At 55.1% G+C, this 18324-nt stretch carries 13 protein-coding genes; all 13 read left to right on the forward strand.

Going from position 1 to position 18324, the window contains the following annotated elements; all coding sequences use genetic code 11:
- Positions 1-165 precede the first annotated feature (165 nt).
- The 13 genes from AC3WL8_RS35785 (at position 166) to AC3WL8_RS35845 (ending at position 18291) form a co-directional block, all read left to right on the forward strand.
- Complete coding sequence (locus tag AC3WL8_RS35785; RefSeq protein ID WP_492379857.1) at positions 166-948, forward strand: TetR/AcrR family transcriptional regulator; 783 nt, start codon at positions 166-168, stop codon at positions 946-948.
- A 564-nt stretch (positions 949-1512) separates the two neighbouring features.
- Positions 1513-3654: a C45 family peptidase gene (locus AC3WL8_RS35790; RefSeq protein ID WP_492379858.1), complete on the forward strand. Its 2142-nt coding sequence runs from the start codon at positions 1513-1515 to the stop codon at positions 3652-3654.
- Between the two features lie 41 nt (positions 3655-3695).
- Complete coding sequence (locus tag AC3WL8_RS35795; RefSeq protein ID WP_492379859.1) at positions 3696-4679, forward strand: Bug family tripartite tricarboxylate transporter substrate binding protein; 984 nt, start codon at positions 3696-3698, stop codon at positions 4677-4679.
- Positions 4680-4811: 132 nt separating this feature from the next.
- Positions 4812-5876: a porin gene (locus tag AC3WL8_RS35800; RefSeq protein WP_492379860.1), complete on the forward strand. Its 1065-nt coding sequence runs from the start codon at positions 4812-4814 to the stop codon at positions 5874-5876.
- A 459-nt stretch (positions 5877-6335) separates the two neighbouring features.
- The gene (locus AC3WL8_RS35805) at positions 6336-7625 is read left to right on the forward strand and encodes an MFS transporter (protein ID WP_492379861.1); all 1290 of its coding nucleotides are present in this window, start codon (positions 6336-6338) and stop codon (positions 7623-7625) included.
- A 38-nt stretch (positions 7626-7663) separates the two neighbouring features.
- On the forward strand, positions 7664-9883 hold the full coding sequence (locus AC3WL8_RS35810) for a hypothetical protein (RefSeq protein WP_492379862.1): 2220 nt from the start codon (positions 7664-7666) through the stop codon (positions 9881-9883).
- 683 nt (positions 9884-10566) lie between these two features.
- A complete protein-coding gene (locus AC3WL8_RS35815; RefSeq protein WP_492379863.1) occupies positions 10567-11703 on the forward strand; it encodes an alpha/beta hydrolase in 1137 nt (378 codons plus the stop codon).
- Positions 11704-12097: 394 nt separating this feature from the next.
- Positions 12098-13285 carry an alpha/beta hydrolase gene (locus tag AC3WL8_RS35820; RefSeq protein ID WP_492379881.1) on the forward strand — a complete coding sequence of 396 codons (1188 nt, stop codon included), beginning with the start codon at positions 12098-12100 and terminating at the stop codon, positions 13283-13285.
- 54 nt (positions 13286-13339) lie between these two features.
- Positions 13340-15016 (forward strand): AMP-binding protein, encoded by a 1677-nt coding sequence (locus AC3WL8_RS35825; protein ID WP_492379864.1) that lies wholly within the window; start codon positions 13340-13342, stop codon positions 15014-15016.
- Positions 15017-15042: 26 nt separating this feature from the next.
- A complete protein-coding gene (locus AC3WL8_RS35830; protein WP_492379865.1) occupies positions 15043-15912 on the forward strand; it encodes a VOC family protein in 870 nt (289 codons plus the stop codon).
- Positions 15909-17069, forward strand: coding sequence for an FAD-dependent monooxygenase (locus AC3WL8_RS35835; RefSeq protein WP_492379866.1), 1161 nt, complete (start codon positions 15909-15911; stop codon positions 17067-17069). The genes AC3WL8_RS35830 and AC3WL8_RS35835 overlap by 4 nt, the downstream gene beginning before the upstream one ends.
- Entirely contained in the window at positions 17066-17539 is a 474-nt protein-coding gene (locus AC3WL8_RS35840; RefSeq protein WP_492379867.1) for an acyl-CoA thioesterase, read from the forward strand. The genes AC3WL8_RS35835 and AC3WL8_RS35840 overlap by 4 nt, the downstream gene beginning before the upstream one ends.
- Positions 17536-18291, forward strand: coding sequence for a maleate cis-trans isomerase family protein (locus AC3WL8_RS35845; RefSeq protein WP_492379868.1), 756 nt, complete (start codon positions 17536-17538; stop codon positions 18289-18291). Before AC3WL8_RS35840 ends, AC3WL8_RS35845 begins: the two co-directional genes overlap by 4 nt.
- The last annotated feature ends 33 nt before the right edge of the window (positions 18292-18324 follow it).

Genomic DNA, 18324 nt, shown 5'->3' on the forward strand with positions numbered 1-18324 from the left:
TGGTTTTCGTCTTGCGTGGCATACATGCTCCTTATCGACATGTTATGCCCTAAACACAAAATTTCTGACAGGTCCCCGTTTCCGCGCCAGCGAAGCCGATGCATGTAAAATCGGAGGCCAGCACAATTTTCGGCGGTGAGCAAGGATGACCGTCAAACTCGGATAATGACAGCCACGACCAAACCTAGTTCCAAAAATAATCCGTCCAAGCTGCAGCCAAGGCGCCGTGGTCGCCCGCCGCGGATCGACTCGCCGATTGGTGCGGAGCCGGAAATTAGTCGGACTGCGATCGTACAACACGCGCTAGAACTGACGAAGGCGATGCCGCTCGAGGAAATCTCGATGGTCCGCATAGCAAAAGATTTCGGCGTTGCGCCAGGTCTCATCCATTATTACTTGGGAGGGCGCGACAAACTGGTGAGTGGTGTTGTTAATGACTACTACCGACTCAGAGTAAGTAGACTGGCCGAACTTACCGGACAATGGCGTCACGACGTCGAATACATTGCGAGAACATGTTTCGCTATCGCTGTCGAAAACCCAGGGATTAGCACGTACATTGCATCTCACAACCGAAACCGCCTATTCCAAGACGTAGAGCCTGGTGAAACTGACTACGGAATGGAGTTCTTTAATCGCATGACTTCGGCCATCATGCAAGGAGGCTTCACCGCTGAAGAAGTGGCGCTTGCCTATCATTTGATTGCCCAATATCTGCTGTCGACCAGCATGGCTGAAGCATCACGCCAATTGCCGGCCTATCATCAAGCTTTCATCGAGGATAGGCTCAGCACAGTCTCAAAAAACCAATACCCTGGCGCCCGATTCGTAAGTAAAGCATTTTCGCGGCTTTCGTCAGAGGTAGCGTTCGAGAAAGGGCTTCAGATCTTACTTGCTGGCATTGATGAGTGGCGAGAAGCTAACACTTCATCAAAGCGACGAAAGTGATCATTTTGGGATTCCCAGACGGGCGCCCAATGTTGGTGCGCCGGGCCTTCTGAAAGCGACAGTCTTGGGCGTCCTCGATCGAGCTGCATAGCGCCATGCTTGTGTGAATGCTGTCTACGATATGTGCGTGTTTCGCCCCAATTGAGCTCAAATATGAGCTCTATGCTGCACGTTTCAGTTTCCACACTCCCCCTAGCTAGTCGGCAACCGCCCCATGGCACACTCTTTGCTGGACCGAGTCCTGCGGTGACTCCCGTGCGGTGGGGTACCCTTGTTCGTAGTGGAAAGTCCTTATTTGATAAGGTATCAAATATTTGCTACCGTTTTCGGGTGAGTGGACTCGCCTAAGAGTGAATGGGATCACGTCATTGAGAGCGGATACGAATAATCCCGGTTAATTATCGTTCTCTCGGCAGGCAATCGTTAGGTCTATTATTGAGTGGGTGTTAAATAGTTCGCTTTGAGTTACTGAGGTGAGGTGGCTCGGACCTTGAAAATTGAACGCGAGCCATTTTTTAAAATGCACCGATCTCAGGTCGCAGCGATATTACAGGGATGATACTGATGGTGGATTTGGATAAGACACGGTTTCTGGAAGCATGTGCCCGCGCACAAAAACTCCGAACACAAGCATTGTTTGCGGTGCATTTTGCGAACAGGTCGTTTGTCGAACGTGGCTGGAGCGATCCGGTTTATGTTGCCGCACGGAATGCGTTGAACGAGACGCTGCTTACGCTTGCACATGCGAAATGGACCTTTGGTAGTGTCGACGGAACATACCAAAAATTCGTACAATCTAGCTCTGGCGACAGAGAAAAACTCGAATCCGCTGAATTCGCATTCAAAAGCGTAATTAACGATTGTGAGCTAATTAAAGCTGCTTGCGAGTCGGGTAGCATTGTATTTGCAAACTCAAAATCATCCACGCAAAAAAAAGGAGAGATTGAGTTTATTGGTGAAACACCGCTTGTCCCGACAATCGGTCCAATTGTTGTGCTGCAAGGCAGCAATTATGAGATGGGACGGCAATATGCCCAGCAAGTGATTGAGATCTACGGAACTTGGATATTTCAGCAATTGGCTGCTCGAGAGATCTCAGAGAAAGAAGAGGCAGAGATTAAGGCGTGGGGAGAGCAACTCGCCAAGCACATGCCGGAGGTAGTTCAGTTCTCCGAAGGTTGGGCTGATGGTGCCTCGCAAAACGGTATAAATTTGAGTCGTTTGCATGCGTTGGCAGTTTGGACCGGCTTCCGTCCTCCTGCGAAGGAGCCTCGCCCGATGGCATTTGCTCAAACCGATGGAGATGATGAAAGAATTACTGCCGCATATTTGGGCGTTGCTGCGGGGGCACAAGCGGCTGAAGACTCGGATATGTGCAGCGGCATTTTTGCGTGGGGAAACGGGACAGGCGATGGATCGCTAGTGGCAGGGTCTACGACCGATCACGATTGCACATTCCAGGCAACCATCGTCGCCTTCCCTGAGGAGGGATATCCCTTTATCTATACGCCTTTCTCAGCAAATGGCTCAATCCCAATTATTGGGGACTTTCATATGGCGGGTCACCCGGGAATGAATGCTGCAGGAGTTGCATACGTTCATCACGGTGGTGCGAACACGGGGGAGCCGAAGGAAGAGTGGGGCTACGGAATTCGAAGGGGAGCCGCAACGCTTCATTTGCTTCAGTTCAGCGACAGCTCGCAGACTTCGAAGGAGTTGATGAAACCCTATCCTGTCGGAGATGCAGGGATCTCTCTCGGGACAGTCGGCGGCATGTTTGGCGATGCAAGTAGTGGATACTCCCTGGAGGCGAGGCCGGGAGCTCCCAATTCTACGCGCGAAATTATTCGTACACATAGCATGGATGCTTATGGAAAGAGTTTCGATTTTCTATACGCGAATAACAATGCAATGGCGCCAGAGTCAGGGCATTTGAATGTGCCTCCCCCCGGTGGCTATCAATATTCGATTGCAGGCGGATGGTTTACGCTTGATTGGGCGCAAATTAACGCCGACCCGGGTCCGAAAGTCTTCCGGCGTCACAATACGAGATCTAGCGAAGGTCGAAATCGATACGCGTATCGCATGATGATGCAAGGGTACGGCCACATCGACGTTGAATATATGAAAATGGTCTACAGGCAGAGTGGTGAAATGCCGGAAGGCAATTTGGAGCATCTTCAAGCCCTATGGGAGGCGGGCGTCCCTTGGAACTCGTCGACGGCTCATAGAGGTAATGCCTTTACCGCTGTTATGAATCCCCAGCGCGGTGATAAGGGCCGTTACTTGGGATGCATTGGCCCAGCTAACAGAGCCGTGCATGCACGCGGGCCTGAGCACGGATATTACTATCATGATGAGACCAACGCATTTTGGGAGTTGACGCTTCGCAACTCTCCCGAAGGAGTTTTGCAGGCGGCTATTGAGCAAGCGCAAACGGACATTGATATTGCGAGTAAGGTCTACAACGGGTCGAACAAGGACGCTGCATATTTTCCGCAGCTTTCCGATTGGCTTTCCGATGCAAAGCAGCAGTATCGGTCCGCTGTCGACTCCAGGAGTGCGAGTCTTCAAGAAAGCCATAGCGAAAAGCTTGCTCGAATTTCGCGCTCACTTCGCAGTGTCACTCGCGCGCAAGTACGTGCCCGACAGGTGGCGGAAGCGTTGATGCCACCTCCAACATCTCCCTCGATGCTGAGCTGCTAATAGGCCGGTGTGGTGATACTTCCTGTACTTGGAGTTAGAGAATGAAGTTGAAATATTTAGTTGTCAGTATTGTTCAGGCAATTGCTGCGACATTGCCATTTTCGGTCGATGCAATTGCGCAATCGAAATTTCCAGCTAAGCCGCTGAAAATCGTGGTCAGCGGGGCGCCTGGAAGTGTGGCGGATATGCTCATTAGGCCCGTGGCCGATGAAATGGGAAAATCGCTCGGCGTGCCGGTAATTGTCGACAATAAACCTGGGGCAGGGGGGATTGTCGCTGTCAACGAATTGATGTCGCGTCCTGCTGATGGATACACAGTCATGCTAGTTGGTGCGACCCAACTTATTTGGAATCAATATTTTTTTACTAAGTTGACATATAAACCGAAATCGGATTTTACTGCTGTTTCAATGGTAAGTAGCATTCCGATGGTCCTCGCTGTAAATCCAGCGCTTCCCGTCCAGACTCTGGACGAATTTATTGCTTACTCAAGGTCTCACCCCGGAAAGATCAATTATGGTTTTGGAAGTACGGGGTCACCGGCCCATGTAGCATTTGAGCTCTTTCGCGCGGCAACCGGCGCAGATGCAGTTCCAATCGCATACAAAAGCGGACCCGATGCCGTACAGGGGCTAATGTCGGGAGATATCCAAGTGATGCTGGATGGCATGCCACTCTTGGAGCCTTATATCAAATCTGGACGCCTTCGTCCCCTTGGCGTTGCGACGGCTGGTCGGCTTGCAACCTTGCCCAATGTTCCGTCGTTTGCAGAAAAAGGCTATCCGCGTGCAGAAGCTGACATTTGGGTCGGGATTGTTGCTCGATCGGGTACCGATTCGGTAATTGTCTCGCGTCTTAGCGACGAAATTCGCAAGGCGCTAAAGCGGAAGAATATTGAAGAGATCTATGGGCGAATTGGTGCAATTTCCCGTCCTTCGACGGCCGATGAGTTCTCAGCTTTTATTGAATATGAACGGAAGAAATGGGGGGATGTTATCGAGAAATCAGGGATTAAGCTGCAATGATCCGATGAGCGCTGCAGTGCCTAAGGTCGTCTTTGCTTTGCCGGAGCTATCGATCGGTAGGAGGAGATGGGGAGCTGTTCGTTTTTTTTTGAGCAAAATTGAGTAGGTGTCAATTATAAGAGATTTGCCGCCATGAAACTGATTAGAAATACTGCCGCAACCAGCATTTTATTTATTAGCGGGCTTGCCTCTGCGCAGACCTCCAGCGTAATACTTTCCGGTGTGGCGGATGTCGGGGTTGAGTATTTGACCCATGTGCCAGATGCGAACAATAAATCATCAAGTCAGGTCCGAATGACGTCCGGAGACCTGGCCGCATCCCGCTGGGGTATTCGAGGAACCGAATCACTCGGGGGGGATCTCAATGCCCTGTTTGTTCTAGAGGGAGGTATTACTCTAGACAATGGCCAAATGGGGCAGAATAATCGTCTATTTGGAAGAAAGGCCTACGTTGGACTTAGCAGTAAGAAATATGGTGAGCTTACGTTTGGTCGTCAGCAGAGTCTGGTTTTCGATGTCCTGATTCCCTACGATCCGATGTATTTTTCGCCGTTTCATTCGGCATTTGCGCATGATGTGGCGTTGGCTTCAAGGCTTGACAATTCGGTAAAGTATGTCGGTCGTGCGGGTGGCTTCACAGCCACAGCGCTCTATAGTTTCGGTGCCGATTCTACGATCTCGAGCGGATCGGAAGTGCCGGGGGACCCGAAAGTCGGGCGTGATCTCGGCGTCGGACTCACTTATGAGGTCGGAAGCCTTCGGCTCTCAGGAATTTTCGAACAGCAAAATGGTACGTCTGTTGCTGCTGCAGATAAGACACAAGCACGTTTCGGGATTGGCGCGGCGTATTATTTTGGAAATCTGACCTTGTCAGCAGCGTACCGCCGATTAAACAGCGATATCGGCACGGGCCCAGTTCGCACGGATCTCTATTGGGTGGGTGCCGCTTGGACAATAAATCCTGCCTGGACGCTCCGCGCCGCCGCGTATCGGACAAATGATCGGTTGTCGAGCAAAGATCCGATCAGTTTCGTGTTGTCTGGCGAGTATAGCTTCTCAAAGCGGACCAGTTTATACGCCACGTCGGCCTTCGCTAGAAATTCCAATGGATCGGCGCTGGGAGTGAGCTACGGTACCCCGGTTGTCGCGGGCGAAAATCAGTTCGGAATGGCGGTTGGCATTAAGCACACCTTCTAAAGGAGCAGTTAGGGACAAGGGGATGCCGTAGTGGTTGGCATCCCCGCCTTGCTTGGTCCTTTTGGGGAAGAAACTCGCACCAATCCAGTAAGGCATCGAGCACGGGGTCCAGGTGTGATGGGTTTGTGCTGCCTGGACGCGATTCTGACTGGGAATAATCCGCTTATTGAGCGGTTCCGACTCACAGGCGGCGACAACCCCGAGGACCTCCATAGTAGAAGGGGTGAACGTGGACGAGCAGCAGCGTCACCAAGATCTGATGGCTTGAAAAAGCTAACCTCTCAAGAAATTGTGGTGCCATCAATTAAACTGTGAAACAATTGACTAGGTGTCAATTGATGCGTGCAGATGCGCGTACTAGGGGAGGCACAAAGGGTGCGCTAGAAACGGTGATGCAATCCTTCAAGGATCGCGCGACGGTGCTCTAGCGTGACTGGCGTCAACACTTGGGTATGACAGATGTCAACTGATCTTAGCAGTGAAGGCGCGCCTTCCGGAGCCACTTGCGCTAGTTCGCAGGAAGCGTTCGGTTCGGTGAGAATTCGGCAGGCTCTGATGGTAGTCGGCGCATCGATAGGGCTGTTTGCAGGCTTTGCGCCACTATATTTTGGGACGATTTCTATATTTTTAGGCCCAATATCGGAGGAGTTTGGTTGGGGACGGGCACAAACATCAGGAGTCGGCGTTCTTTCGATGCTGGGTTTAGCATTCGGATCGCTTGTTGTGGGTAGATGCATTGACATCTTCGGCGCGATCAAGGTAATCGGTTTGTCTGTAGTGGTAATGGCTTTTCTGATTGCTACCCAATCACAATCCGAGAACTCACCTCTCACATTTGCGATATTGAGCCTGTGCATCGGATTTGCCGGCGCAGGAACCACGCCGCCAGGATATGTGAGTGTTCTAGCCAAATCTCTGAAAAATCGTCTTGGCCTCGCCCTTGGTTTGGTAGGGGTGGGCATGGGCCTAGGGACGGTGACAATGCCCCTCCTTGCCGAGGCATTTATTTCGAAATACGGCTGGCGGAATGCCTATTTGTATCTAGCGATTGTGGCTACAGTGACGGGGATATTGGCGTGCCTTTTGGTGAATGCTTCTCGAAGTAAGGATGTAGGTGAGGAATCCGTCAGCATTGCCACGGCCAGGTGTCTGAATACGTTTGAGTTGTTCTCGGTAATTAAAGATTTTCGCTATTGGCTCCTAATTGGAGTTGCACTTCTTGTTTCTGTAGCGACGCTCGGAATGTCAGTGCACTTCGTGTCACTCATGACTGATGCCGGTGTATCGAAGGAATATGCCGCACGAGGCGTGGCGTTAAGTGGCGTAGGTGTCATATGCGGGCGTCTACTGAGTGGCTATTTGATCGATATCGTAGAGGCCAGAAGAGTAGCAGCCACCACATTTATGATTGCCGCCATCGGGGCCATTCAAATGTCTGGTGTTCTTGATCTTCCGCTGTTTTATTTCGCGGTGGCCGGCGTCTTCCTTGGATTTGCACTTGGTGCAGAAGGGGATTTTCTACCATTCCTCGTAAAAAAATACTTCGGAAATGGCTCCTTTGGAGTCCTTTATGGAATTCTATTTTTTGTACACGCGATCGGTGGTGTTATCGGGCCGATTTTGTTCGGGCTGTTCTTTGATATGTTGGGCTCCTACAAATACGCGTTGGTTTGCGCATCGGGAATGCTTTGCACGGCTTCGATTTTTGTTTTTTGGCTTGGAAAAGAAAATTCTGGTGCCGTGCACTAGAAATGAATTAGATCAAACGTATTTTTTGGAGGTTAAAAATGAAGGAACATGCCGAAGTGAAGGGTGGCGAAGCCTTGGATGGTCGACATACCGCCGAAGCGCTGATTGCACAAATCGCCGAAGCACATTATTCGCTCTATGACGCAAATCGAGCGTTCAATTCATGTGATCCTCTGTCACAGAAGGGATTCAAGGTACGCCAACTTCTGGATAAAGCGGCTCTTCTGCTCGCTAAGGGGAAGTGGTACGCCGGCACGTTCACTGGAGGGAATTTGTATTTTTCGGAACATACTCGTGAAGAGTCGAGCGCCGAAAATGCAGTGAGCCTGTTTTTTGACACTGTGCAGCTATGCCGCAGAATTGAAGAGATCCTCAATGGTGAGGTAAGTGACGGCGAGATTGACGAAATCGAAGCTAGCCTGCCGGCTGTAACGGTTTCTCGCAGAGACGGTGAAATATCGTTTGCTGACGATGTTCCTATCGTGCCATCGATCTGTCCTATTGTAGTGCTCAAAGGTTCGTCCCAAGAAATGGGGCGGCAGTATATTCAGCAGATTATTGACATCTTCGGGAAATGGGTTGTTGAGCGAATGGCGGCCAGGAGGTTTAGGCCTCATGAGCTCGAGGTGATCAGGAACTGGCATCACCATATGAAAGGCCACACGCCGGAGGTCTGCGACATGATCGAAGGATGGGTCGACGCCGCAAAGGAACATGGCATTGAGCTTAGCTATTGGTCTGCCGTTCAACTGTGGACGGGACATTTCGAACCAATCTGGAGCGGAATTCGAGGCCATGGTGTGCGTGAATTCACAATGACTCAACTGGAAGATGGTGAGTCGCAAGCAAGCTCTTCATATCTCGGAGGCCAGAGCACGGCACATCTTGGGGAACGAACTGAAGATCTATGCAGTGGCGCGTGTGCCTGGGGCGATGCGACTCCCGACGGCGGGCTGGTCGTGGGTTCGTCGACGGATCACGACTGCACTTTCCAAGTAACTATCGTTGCATATCCAGATACCGGAAACGCGTTTATTTACACTCCGTTTTCGATTAATGGATTTATTCCTGGGTTGGGGCAATATTTTTTCGCCGGACATCCCGGAATGAATGATAAAGGGCTTGCGTACGTCCATCACGGTGGCGGACTGCACGGTATTGAAGAGACTAGCGATCGGGGATATGGACTCCGTCGTGGTGCTTCTGTTTTTCATAATCTTCGATTTGCGGATTCGACAAGCACGGCCTTGGAAAATGAACTTTCTTGGCCGATTGGAGATGTGGGCACCATTCTCGGCTCGGTTGGTGGTTTTTATGCAGATAGTCGATCGGCGTATGTATGCGAGGCACGACCTTCAAATGCTATTGGGTCAACGCCTGTCCTAAGGGAACTATCCTTTGATGAGAAGGGAAAATCCTACGATTTTCTCTATGCCAACAATAATTCGATGCATCCGAGGTCGTCTGCAGGGTTCTCCGCACCAGAGCAGGGGTACGACTTCAATGTTGTTGAGGGCTGGATTCAAGACAAACCGGTAGACCTTATTAAGCTTGGCGAGAAGCAGATTTCGCCCGCGTTGTCTACGAAGAGCTCTCAGGGCCGAAATCGCTATCTCTTCGAATCTATGAAGGCGGCATATGGCGGCATCAATGTCGATGTCATGGCGAAGATCTATGGCACTAGTGCACCGGAGCGGTATCGCGAAGATGGGCAACGGATGTCGCATCGTGAACGGGAAGTAGCTTGGCTCAATGGCGATTCCTGGCCGAGCTCGATCTGTCATCGGGTAAACGCATTCACGGCTGTTATGCGTCCTGATCATGGGGATCAGGGGCTCTATATGGGATGCGTTGGCCCGGCTAACCGCCGGGCAATTATGCATATTCCCGGACACGGCTACTACTACTATGACGAAGCCAATGAGTTCTGGGAGATCCGACTGCGGGAAACGCCGGACGAGCTACTCCGCACAGCGAAGCTGCGGGCAGTGGAACTGCTTGCTGAGGCGGAGAAGCAAGTTGAGTCTGTGCCGACTGCAAAACCTGGTGAGGGAGAGGGCGGCCTAATCGCGGACTTGCTGGATCGCGCCAAATCTTCACTCAAAGAGGCAAACGATCTGTACGAGGGCCAATCTCACAGGGAGACGGACAACGTACTTCGAGATCTGTCGCGAGCGCTTCGCAAGTACACAACTTGTCAAGTGCGGGCGAAGCAAGTCATGACTGAGCTCGGCTATAGCGCATCGATCAAGCAATAGCCTAGTGTTCGTAGAGTAAAGGCAGGTTTGCGCCAGAGGGCAGATTGCAATGGCGATCCGCGGGGCTCCGGCGCCAACCTGCTCGCGGGCTATGCTTAGGAAGTGGCCAATCTGTGTTTGTCTCCACTGGCACGCTGGAAGGCGCGCGTTTTATGGCGTGCCGCAGTGCGGCATGCCTTTCTTTTTTACTAGCGCCTGCGAATGGAAGGACAGAGGTAGACAAAGACACGCGGCCGGAAGATCCGGCGGAGATCCGCGAGCAATCGATCGGCTACCGGGTAGCCGACGCTGACGAAGTGCGCATTGTCCATCCAGGTACCGAGGATGATGTCACGCGCTTGCTATGTACGTATCGATGGTAATCCGACGTTGGAGTTCCGCCGTAAGGAGTTGGGCTTCACGCCAGCAGTCTGGTACGGCGCGCTGACTGGCGGTCTGGCTGGTCAGATTCGCCGGTTCGACATGGATGCGCTGGTGATCGCTCCGACCGGCGCGAGACGAAGTCAGCCACGGATTTAATTGATTGGCCGGCAAAAATCTGCTACAAATTGCTATCATGTCAAATATTGTCGTGCGCCAGTGACGACTCAGGTCCAACCCTGTGGTAGGTGCTACGCCGGTCTATCTGGCCGACCATAGCTGATCAGACCAGACGCTGTCGTGGTAAGCGTTACGAGCTATTCTTGATTCTATTTTCGAAGATATTAAATATCGTTAGGATAATGATGATAAATTTGAAAATTGCAACCTATTCCGGTGCTAAGGCCGTAGAGCATAAGCAGTCAAATATTTCGAATGATGAATTTGAGAATTTATCGAAGCTTGAGCTACCAGAGGGGAGCTGTGGTTTGCCCGTGAGGGCAACTAGCAAGACCGTCTTTGATAAAATCTCGGGCGTATTTTATAGAACATACAAATTTTCTGTTAAGTTAGATCCTAATAGCGAAGAAAAAATTGAGCTGCACGGGGAGCTTGCGACCGCCCAGGATATCACTGCTAATACGACAGTTCAGGTTTTGCTTGCCGGCGGATCGAACAATGGCATCTACTGGGACTGGCCGATGAATTCAGAGGTGCACTCCTATGTAAGGTATGCAACAAAGATGGGATTCGTAACGCTGAATCTCGACCGCCCCGGCTACGGAAAGAGTGATCGCCCAAATCCTGAATTGATGGACTTTGCAACGCAGGGGTATATGGTTGGCCAAGTTATTGACCAATTAAAAGAGGGAGCCCTAGGTCACAAATTCTCCAAGGTTGTTCTTAATGGTCACTCCATGGGCGGTATGGTCGCATGGCATTGTGCATCCAAACATCGCGGTGCCGATGCAGTAATTGTTAGCGGCGTTGGCCACAATCTATCCGAAGAGGCGATGGGAATTGTTCGGACTTCGGTCCAACCCATTGAAAATCATCCCGGATACGGGCGGGGCATGGGCTGGGAGCCAGGGTATTTTGCCAGAATTATGTCGTCCAATGCACCCGAGTCAGCAGTAGATCTGTTCACCTTGTTGCTGCAAGACACGGTAATGATTGCCGAGTTGAATACCATGGAGCGTGATTCCAAGGACTATTCGATTACGGAGAACATTCGAGTTCCGGTGCTATTTGCTCTGGGCCAGCATGACAAGCGATGGTGCGTTAGTGCTAGCGAGTGTAGTTTGGATCCGGTGTTTTTGAATGAGTCGAAGTACTATTCTCCGGAAGTCGACTTCACCTCATTTATTGTTCCGCAAGCGGGCCACCTTATCAACAAGGACCCAGGTGCGCCTATCTTCTTCCAGGCCGTCAGCGAGTGGTTGCAGAAGCGTGGCTTCTGAAGGTGGCGGGGCGGGGCGGACAGCTCGCTCAATTGCTCAGTTCTGCACGCGTTCTTTTCCAAAGCTCGACCGCGGACGTAGGGCTTTGCGATGGCCGTTGTTTGATAGCGCTCGTAGATGGGAGCGGACGGTCCTCGCAGTTTAGTGTGTGATTGGCCGATGCGCGACCATTGCCGATTGTTGTGATGGTCGCACCGCCTGAGATGCCCTCCAAGACGCTTCTGTCGTGCGGCTGCCGTCGCACTCCACCGTTCACTACGGATTTAATTGACAGTGCATCAAATCAGGCTTAGATTATTGATATGGTCGCATTTAAGAAGGAGACAGCGTGACTGAACAAGACAAGTCGCAGGTGACGGCAGGGATGCGAGGGGCATCGTGGGATGCCCGTTTGATGGAACGCCCGTATCAGATGGTGCCCTATGCGTTGGGCACGGCAGACGGGCAGCGCACGCTTGGCTTCCTATTCAGCGCGACTGGGAGAGAGCCGACAGTTGTCTCGCTGATGCATCCGCGAGAGATGGCGATTACGCACTACCTGGTGCCATTTGTACTGGATGCCGGTTGTGCATGCTGGGTGCAGGGTCCACGTTCGATCGGCAACGACCTGCGACTGGAGCATGAGATTGCACTGCTCGACGTGGCAGCCGGTATGGCGCATCTGCGCGACCTGGGCTATGAAAAAATCGTGATGCTCGGTAACTCGGGTGGCGCGGGTCTCTACACGTTCTACAACCAGCAGGCGCTGACGCCGCGTGAGATCCGCATCTCGCGTACCCCCGGCGGCCGCCCAACGAACCTGGGCGAGTTGCACATGCCAGAGGTCGACGCTTTCATCCTGGTGTCCCCGCACCCGGGACAGGGCAAGCTACTGATGAGTGGCATCGATCCGTCAGTGATCGACGAGAACGATCCGATGCAGACCGATCCGACGCTTGATCCGTTCTCGAAAGCCAATGGATTCGATGCGGAGGCGGGCAAGAGCCGCTACGAACCTGAATTCGTCGAGCGATACCAGGCCGCGCAAATCGCCCGCGTGGCTCGGATCGACGATCGCGCGAAAGCGATGCTGCGAGCCAAGCACGAAGCCCGGAATCAGTTAAAGGCCGGCTCCGGCACGGATGCCGATCGACGCATCGCAGCGCATGCCCCCATCTTCCAGGTCTGGCGCACGGACGCCGACCTGCGGTCGTGGGATATCACGCTGGATCCTTCGGACCGCAAGACGGGGTCGCTTTGGGGTAAGGACCCGTTCGTGTCGAATTGGGGCAGCGTCGGATTCGGCCGCGTCGTCACGCCGGAATCGTGGCTGTCCACGTGGTCGGGGCTGTCGTCGAATGCGGCGCTCGACAAGACCCTGAGCGCCTTGCACCAGCCGACGCTGCTGCTCGAATACACGGGCGACCAGTGCACATTCCCGGCCGACATTCGCAAGATTTACGACCAGATCCCCGCGCAGCACAAGCGCCACATCCGTGTGCGCGGCAACCACCACGGCATGGCCCTCAGCCGTGACGAAGAGCCGGGCCAGCGCATTGCAGGCCGACACATCGTCGAGTGGCTTCGCGAAACGATGGTGTGAGTGCGATAACAACGATAGAGACATAGGTAGACAGACATGCTCCAACCCACACCCGTGCGCCCGTCGGTATTGCTCGACGGTGTGCGCTATCCCGACGAAGATCGCCTGCTTCGCTACCTGACGGATGGCCACCTGACCGACGAGACGCTGGTCGGCGCGTTCCGCCAGTCGTTCGGCGACAACAAGGATCGCCTGGCGCTGGTCGGTCCGGAAGGCGAGATCACGTACCAAGAGCTCGATGAACAGACCGATCGGCTCGGCGCCGCGTTGCTTGCACTGGGACTGAAGCCTCTTGATCGTGCAATATTCCAGTGCGGCAACAGCAATGAACTGCTGCAGGCGTTCTTCGGCTGCCTTAAGGCAGGCATCATCCCGCTATGCTCGCTACAGGCGTTTCGCAAGCTCGAGATCGGATACCTGGGCAACCTTTGCGAAGCGCGTTTGCACTTCGTACAAGGCGACGATCTCAAGTTCGACGACGTGGCGTTTGCTGAAGAGATGCAAGGCGAGGTGCCAAGCCTCAAGTTCATCCTGCAGGCGCGCGGCGAACGCCGCGGCCGCGCCGTGCTGTTGGCAGACTTGCTCCGGGATATGCCGCTGCCCAAAGCGCAGGCATTGCTGGCCGAGGTCAGGCACGAGCCGTTCCAGGCGGCGGTGTTCCAGTTGTCCGGGGGAACGACAGGCGTGCCCAAAATCATCCCGCGCTTTCAGAACGAGTACCTGTACAACATGCGTGCCGTGGCGGCCTGCAACCGCTACACCGCGGAAGACGTGCTTTTCTTCCCCACGCCGTACATGCACAACCTCAACATGGGCTGCTTCTTCGGCCCCTTCCTGTTAAGTGGTGCCAAGGTCACCGTGGCGCCCGATATTTCGGTAGACACGCTCCAGGCGCTGGTGCGCGACTACGAGCCCACGTGGTTTGGCGTGGCGGGCCCAATCTTGAACCGCATCGCGCCGGAATTGCTGCGCGGCACGCCGGCGGACAAGGCGCGCCGCAACTTCATAGCTCCCAAGAACGCGGCGAATCTGTCGCGTCTGACTGGCTCGCCCACGCACCACATCTTCGGCATGACCGAGGGCGTGATCATGTTTACTCGGCCGGAGGATCCTCCCAATATTCGCGAACAGTCGATAGGCCACCCCGTTTCGGCAGTCGACGAGGTCCGGATTGTCTTTCCCGGCACGGAGGATGACGTGCCAGACGGAGAAGTCGGCGAGGCGCTGTTCCGCGGCCCCTATACGATTCGTGGCTATTACAAGTCCGAGAAGGACGACGTCACGCGCTTCACCGCCGACGGCTTTTACCGCTCGGGCGACCTCATGTCGTGCAGCGTGGTTGGGGGAAAGCGTTACTACTTCTTCCGTGGCCGCATCAAGGATGTTGTTGATCGTGGCGGCGAAAAGATCAATGCCGAGGAACTCGAGAACGTCATCAACCAGCACCCGGCGATCCTGGCTTCCGCCGTGGTCGGCATGCCGGACAAGGTCTACGGCGAGCGCGTCTGCGCGTTTGTGCTGCTCAAGCCGTTGGCTGTAGCCGATGGGCTGACGCTGCCGGCGCTGACGCAGTACCTGCAGGAAGCCGGACTGGCCAAGTTCAAGTGGCCGGAGCGCCTGGAGATCATTCCGGAGTTCCCTCTGACCGCCTCCGGCAAGCTCAGCAAGGTCCTGCTGCGCGATCGCATCGTACAACTCCTCCAGACCGAGATTGGCAAGGACACCGTTTAGCCACGCCAGTGACATAGGAAAGAGACATGACCTCATCGACCCAAGCCAACATTCCCGCTGTCGCCCTGCACGGCGTCCATCACACCGCACGTCCTACCTGGAAGCTGGAGGAGACCGTGCACTTCTATCGCGATTTGCTGGGCCTGCCGCTGGTCCACGCAATCTCCGCCAAGGGCTGGGGGCCGGACAATCACGCCGACTTTCTGCACTTCTTTTTCGATAGCGGCAACGGCAGCACCATTGCATTCTTCTACTACATCGGCACGGAGCGCCCCGAATGGCTGACCGTTCGCGAGCACTACCAGGACCGGGCCACGCATACTGCATGGCGCGTGCGGGACGAAGCCGAACTGCTGCAATGGCGCCGGCGCGTGGAAGCAGTAGGCATTCCGCTGCGCTACCAGATTCGCCATGAAGTGATCGAGTCGATCTACTTCAACGATCCCAACGGCTACCCGATCGAGATCACGTGGCAAGTCCGTCCGTTCAGCGATGCCGACAAGCTGGACGCCGCGTTCACGATCGATTCGGCGATCGAACTGGATCGCGCGCGCGATGAAGGCGCCGCATTCACCTCGATCGAGCCGGTCTGGCAGCGCAAGGCCGAGCGAATCGAACAGGCGGCGCCGGCCATGGACAAGGCTTCGGTCTATGTACTCGATGTCCCCGAGTTCGCCGCGCTGATTGACGTGGCCCGCAAGACCGAGGGATACCAGGCCACGGCGCTCGGCAACGGCTATGTACGAATCGACGGCAATCCGACGCTTGAGTTTCGCCGCAAGGCGCTCGGCTTCAAGCCCGCAGTCTGGTACGGCGCGTTGACCGGGGGGCTGGCAGGCCAGATTCGCCAGTTCGATATGGATGCGCTGATCATTGGTCCGGGAGGCGCGCAATGAAGGTAGCCATCATTGGCGGCGGACCGTCGGGCTTGTTTCTGGCGATCCTGCTGAAGGAAAGAATGCTGGACGTCGATATCGACGTCTACGAGCAGAACCCGGAGGATGCGACGTTCGGCTTTGGCGTGGTACTGGCCGATACCGGGCTGACCAACCTGCGCTCGGCTTCCCCAATAGTTGTGGATCGCCTCGCAAAGGTCATGCGTTTCAACGACCAGCATTCGATCGTATGCCACGAGCATCCGATCGTAATGAAGAAGCCTGGGGCGGGCGGCGGTGCGATCCCACGCATCAGCCTGTTGTCCGTGCTTCAGGAGCGTGCGCATGAGCTTGGCGTGAGGGTGACCTACAACAAGCGCATTGCCGACTTCGACGCGATCGACGCCGACCTTGTTGTTGGCGCCGACGGCATCAATTCGCAATTGCGCGCGGCCAATGAGACTGGATTCGGCACAACGCGCCGCACGCTGACCAACCATTTTGCATGGTTTGGCGTGGAGAAGCCATTCCCAAGCCCGGCGCTGGTATTCCGCAAGTATCAGGGAGGATACTTCGTGGCGCATTACTACCCATACTCCGACTCGATGAGCACCTTCGTGGCCGAGTGCGACCACCAGACGTGGGTCGATTTCGGCATGGAAGACATGAGCGCCGAATCGCGTCAGGCGCTGTTCGAGACGGTCTTCGCACCGGAATTGGCGGGGTACGGGCTGGTCTCGAATAACTCGATCTGGCGGCAGTTCCCCGTCATCCTCAATGCCAACTGGCATGTCGGCAAGCAGGTTTTAATCGGCGATGCACTGACCAGCGCGCATTTTTCGATTGGCTCCGGCACGCGCATTGCCATGGAGGACGCGATGGCGCTGGCCGATGCCATCGTCGCCCAGCCCGACGACGTGGCCGCCGCGTTGCAGCAGTACGAGGATGTGCGCAAGCCGGAGAAGGCGAAGCTCATTAGCGCGTCGGAGGCCTCATACAACTGGTACGAGTGCATCCGGGAGTGGATGGAACTGCCTACGCCGTATGAGTTCGTGTTTCGCTTCATGACCCGAACCGGTCGCGTGGATGCGGAACGGCTGCGCGCCCAGTTCCCCGCGCTGATGGCGGAGCTTGCCGCGGGCGGCGTGACCGGCGTCTCCACGGCGGGCCACCCATGATCCAGGCCACGGAGCATGTGCTGAGCGAAAGCCCGTTCATCGTTCGACGCGCCGTGCGCTGGGGCGATTGCGATCCGGCTGGCGTGGTCTATACGGGCCGCTTCACGGACTACCTCCTTGGCGCGGTCAGCCTCTATACCGCACACATGGCGGGTGGAGAAGGCCGGCTCGGCGAGGCGCACGGCATCGGCACGCCGTGCAAGGCGATGCGCTTCGAGTTTATCGGCACGCTGTGGCCCGATGACGTGATCGACATCACCTGCGCCGTGGAGGCCATCCGCACGCGCTCGTTCGATATCCGCTGCGTGGCGCGCCGCCCTGATGGCGCACCGGTCTTCGATGCCATGTTCTCGCCGATCTGCGTACGGCTTGACCGGCGCGAAGGCACGCCAATCCCTGACTCGATGCGCGCGGTGTTGAGACGCTTCCTGTCGCCCGCCCCCTTAACGTTCTGGAATAGCCAATCATGAAGTATCGAATCGGACAAATCGTGCCCAGCTCCAACATCACCATGGAGCGCGAGGTGCCCGCCATCTTCGCCGGCCGCATGGAGGTGCTGCCGGAGCGGTTCAGCTTTCATTCGAGCCGCGTTCGCATGCACCGCGTGGTGGCGGAGGAGCTTGAAAGGATGAATCGCGATATGGGGCGCTGTGCCGTGGAGCTGGCCGACGCGCGCGTGGATGTGATGAGTACCGCGTGCCTGGTGGCCACGATGTGCATGGGCATGGGTTATCACCGGAAAGTGATCGACGACCTGGGCAGCGCGGTCGCTGATGCACCGTATCGACCGCAAATCATGACTTCGGCCGGTGCTCTGGTTGACGAACTGAAGGACTTCGGCGCGCGCCGGATCTCGCTGATGGCGCCATACAGCGACGCCCTGACCAAGACCGTGGTGGACTACATCGAGCACGAAGGCATCGAAGTCAAGGACGTGATGAACTTCTCGATTCTCGACAACCTCGAAGTCGGTGAGCGCGATCCGCTCCAGTTGCTGGAAGACGTCAAGCGGCTCGACGTGAAGGGCGTGGACACCGTTGTGTTGTCCGCGTGCGTGCAGATGCCGTCGCTGCCTGCTATTGAGCAGGCGCAGCGGGCACTTGGCATTCCCGTGACCTCCACGGCGATTTGCACGGCACGCCAGATGCTGCGCAAGCTTGGTCTCGCGCCGCAGGCTCCGCGTGCCGGGGCGTATCTGGGCAGCCAGACGGGCCTGAATTGAACGCTAGCCATTTCCGAGAACAAGGGCCGCCCA

Source organism: Cupriavidus sp. FW305-F7, from assembly GCF_058782875.1.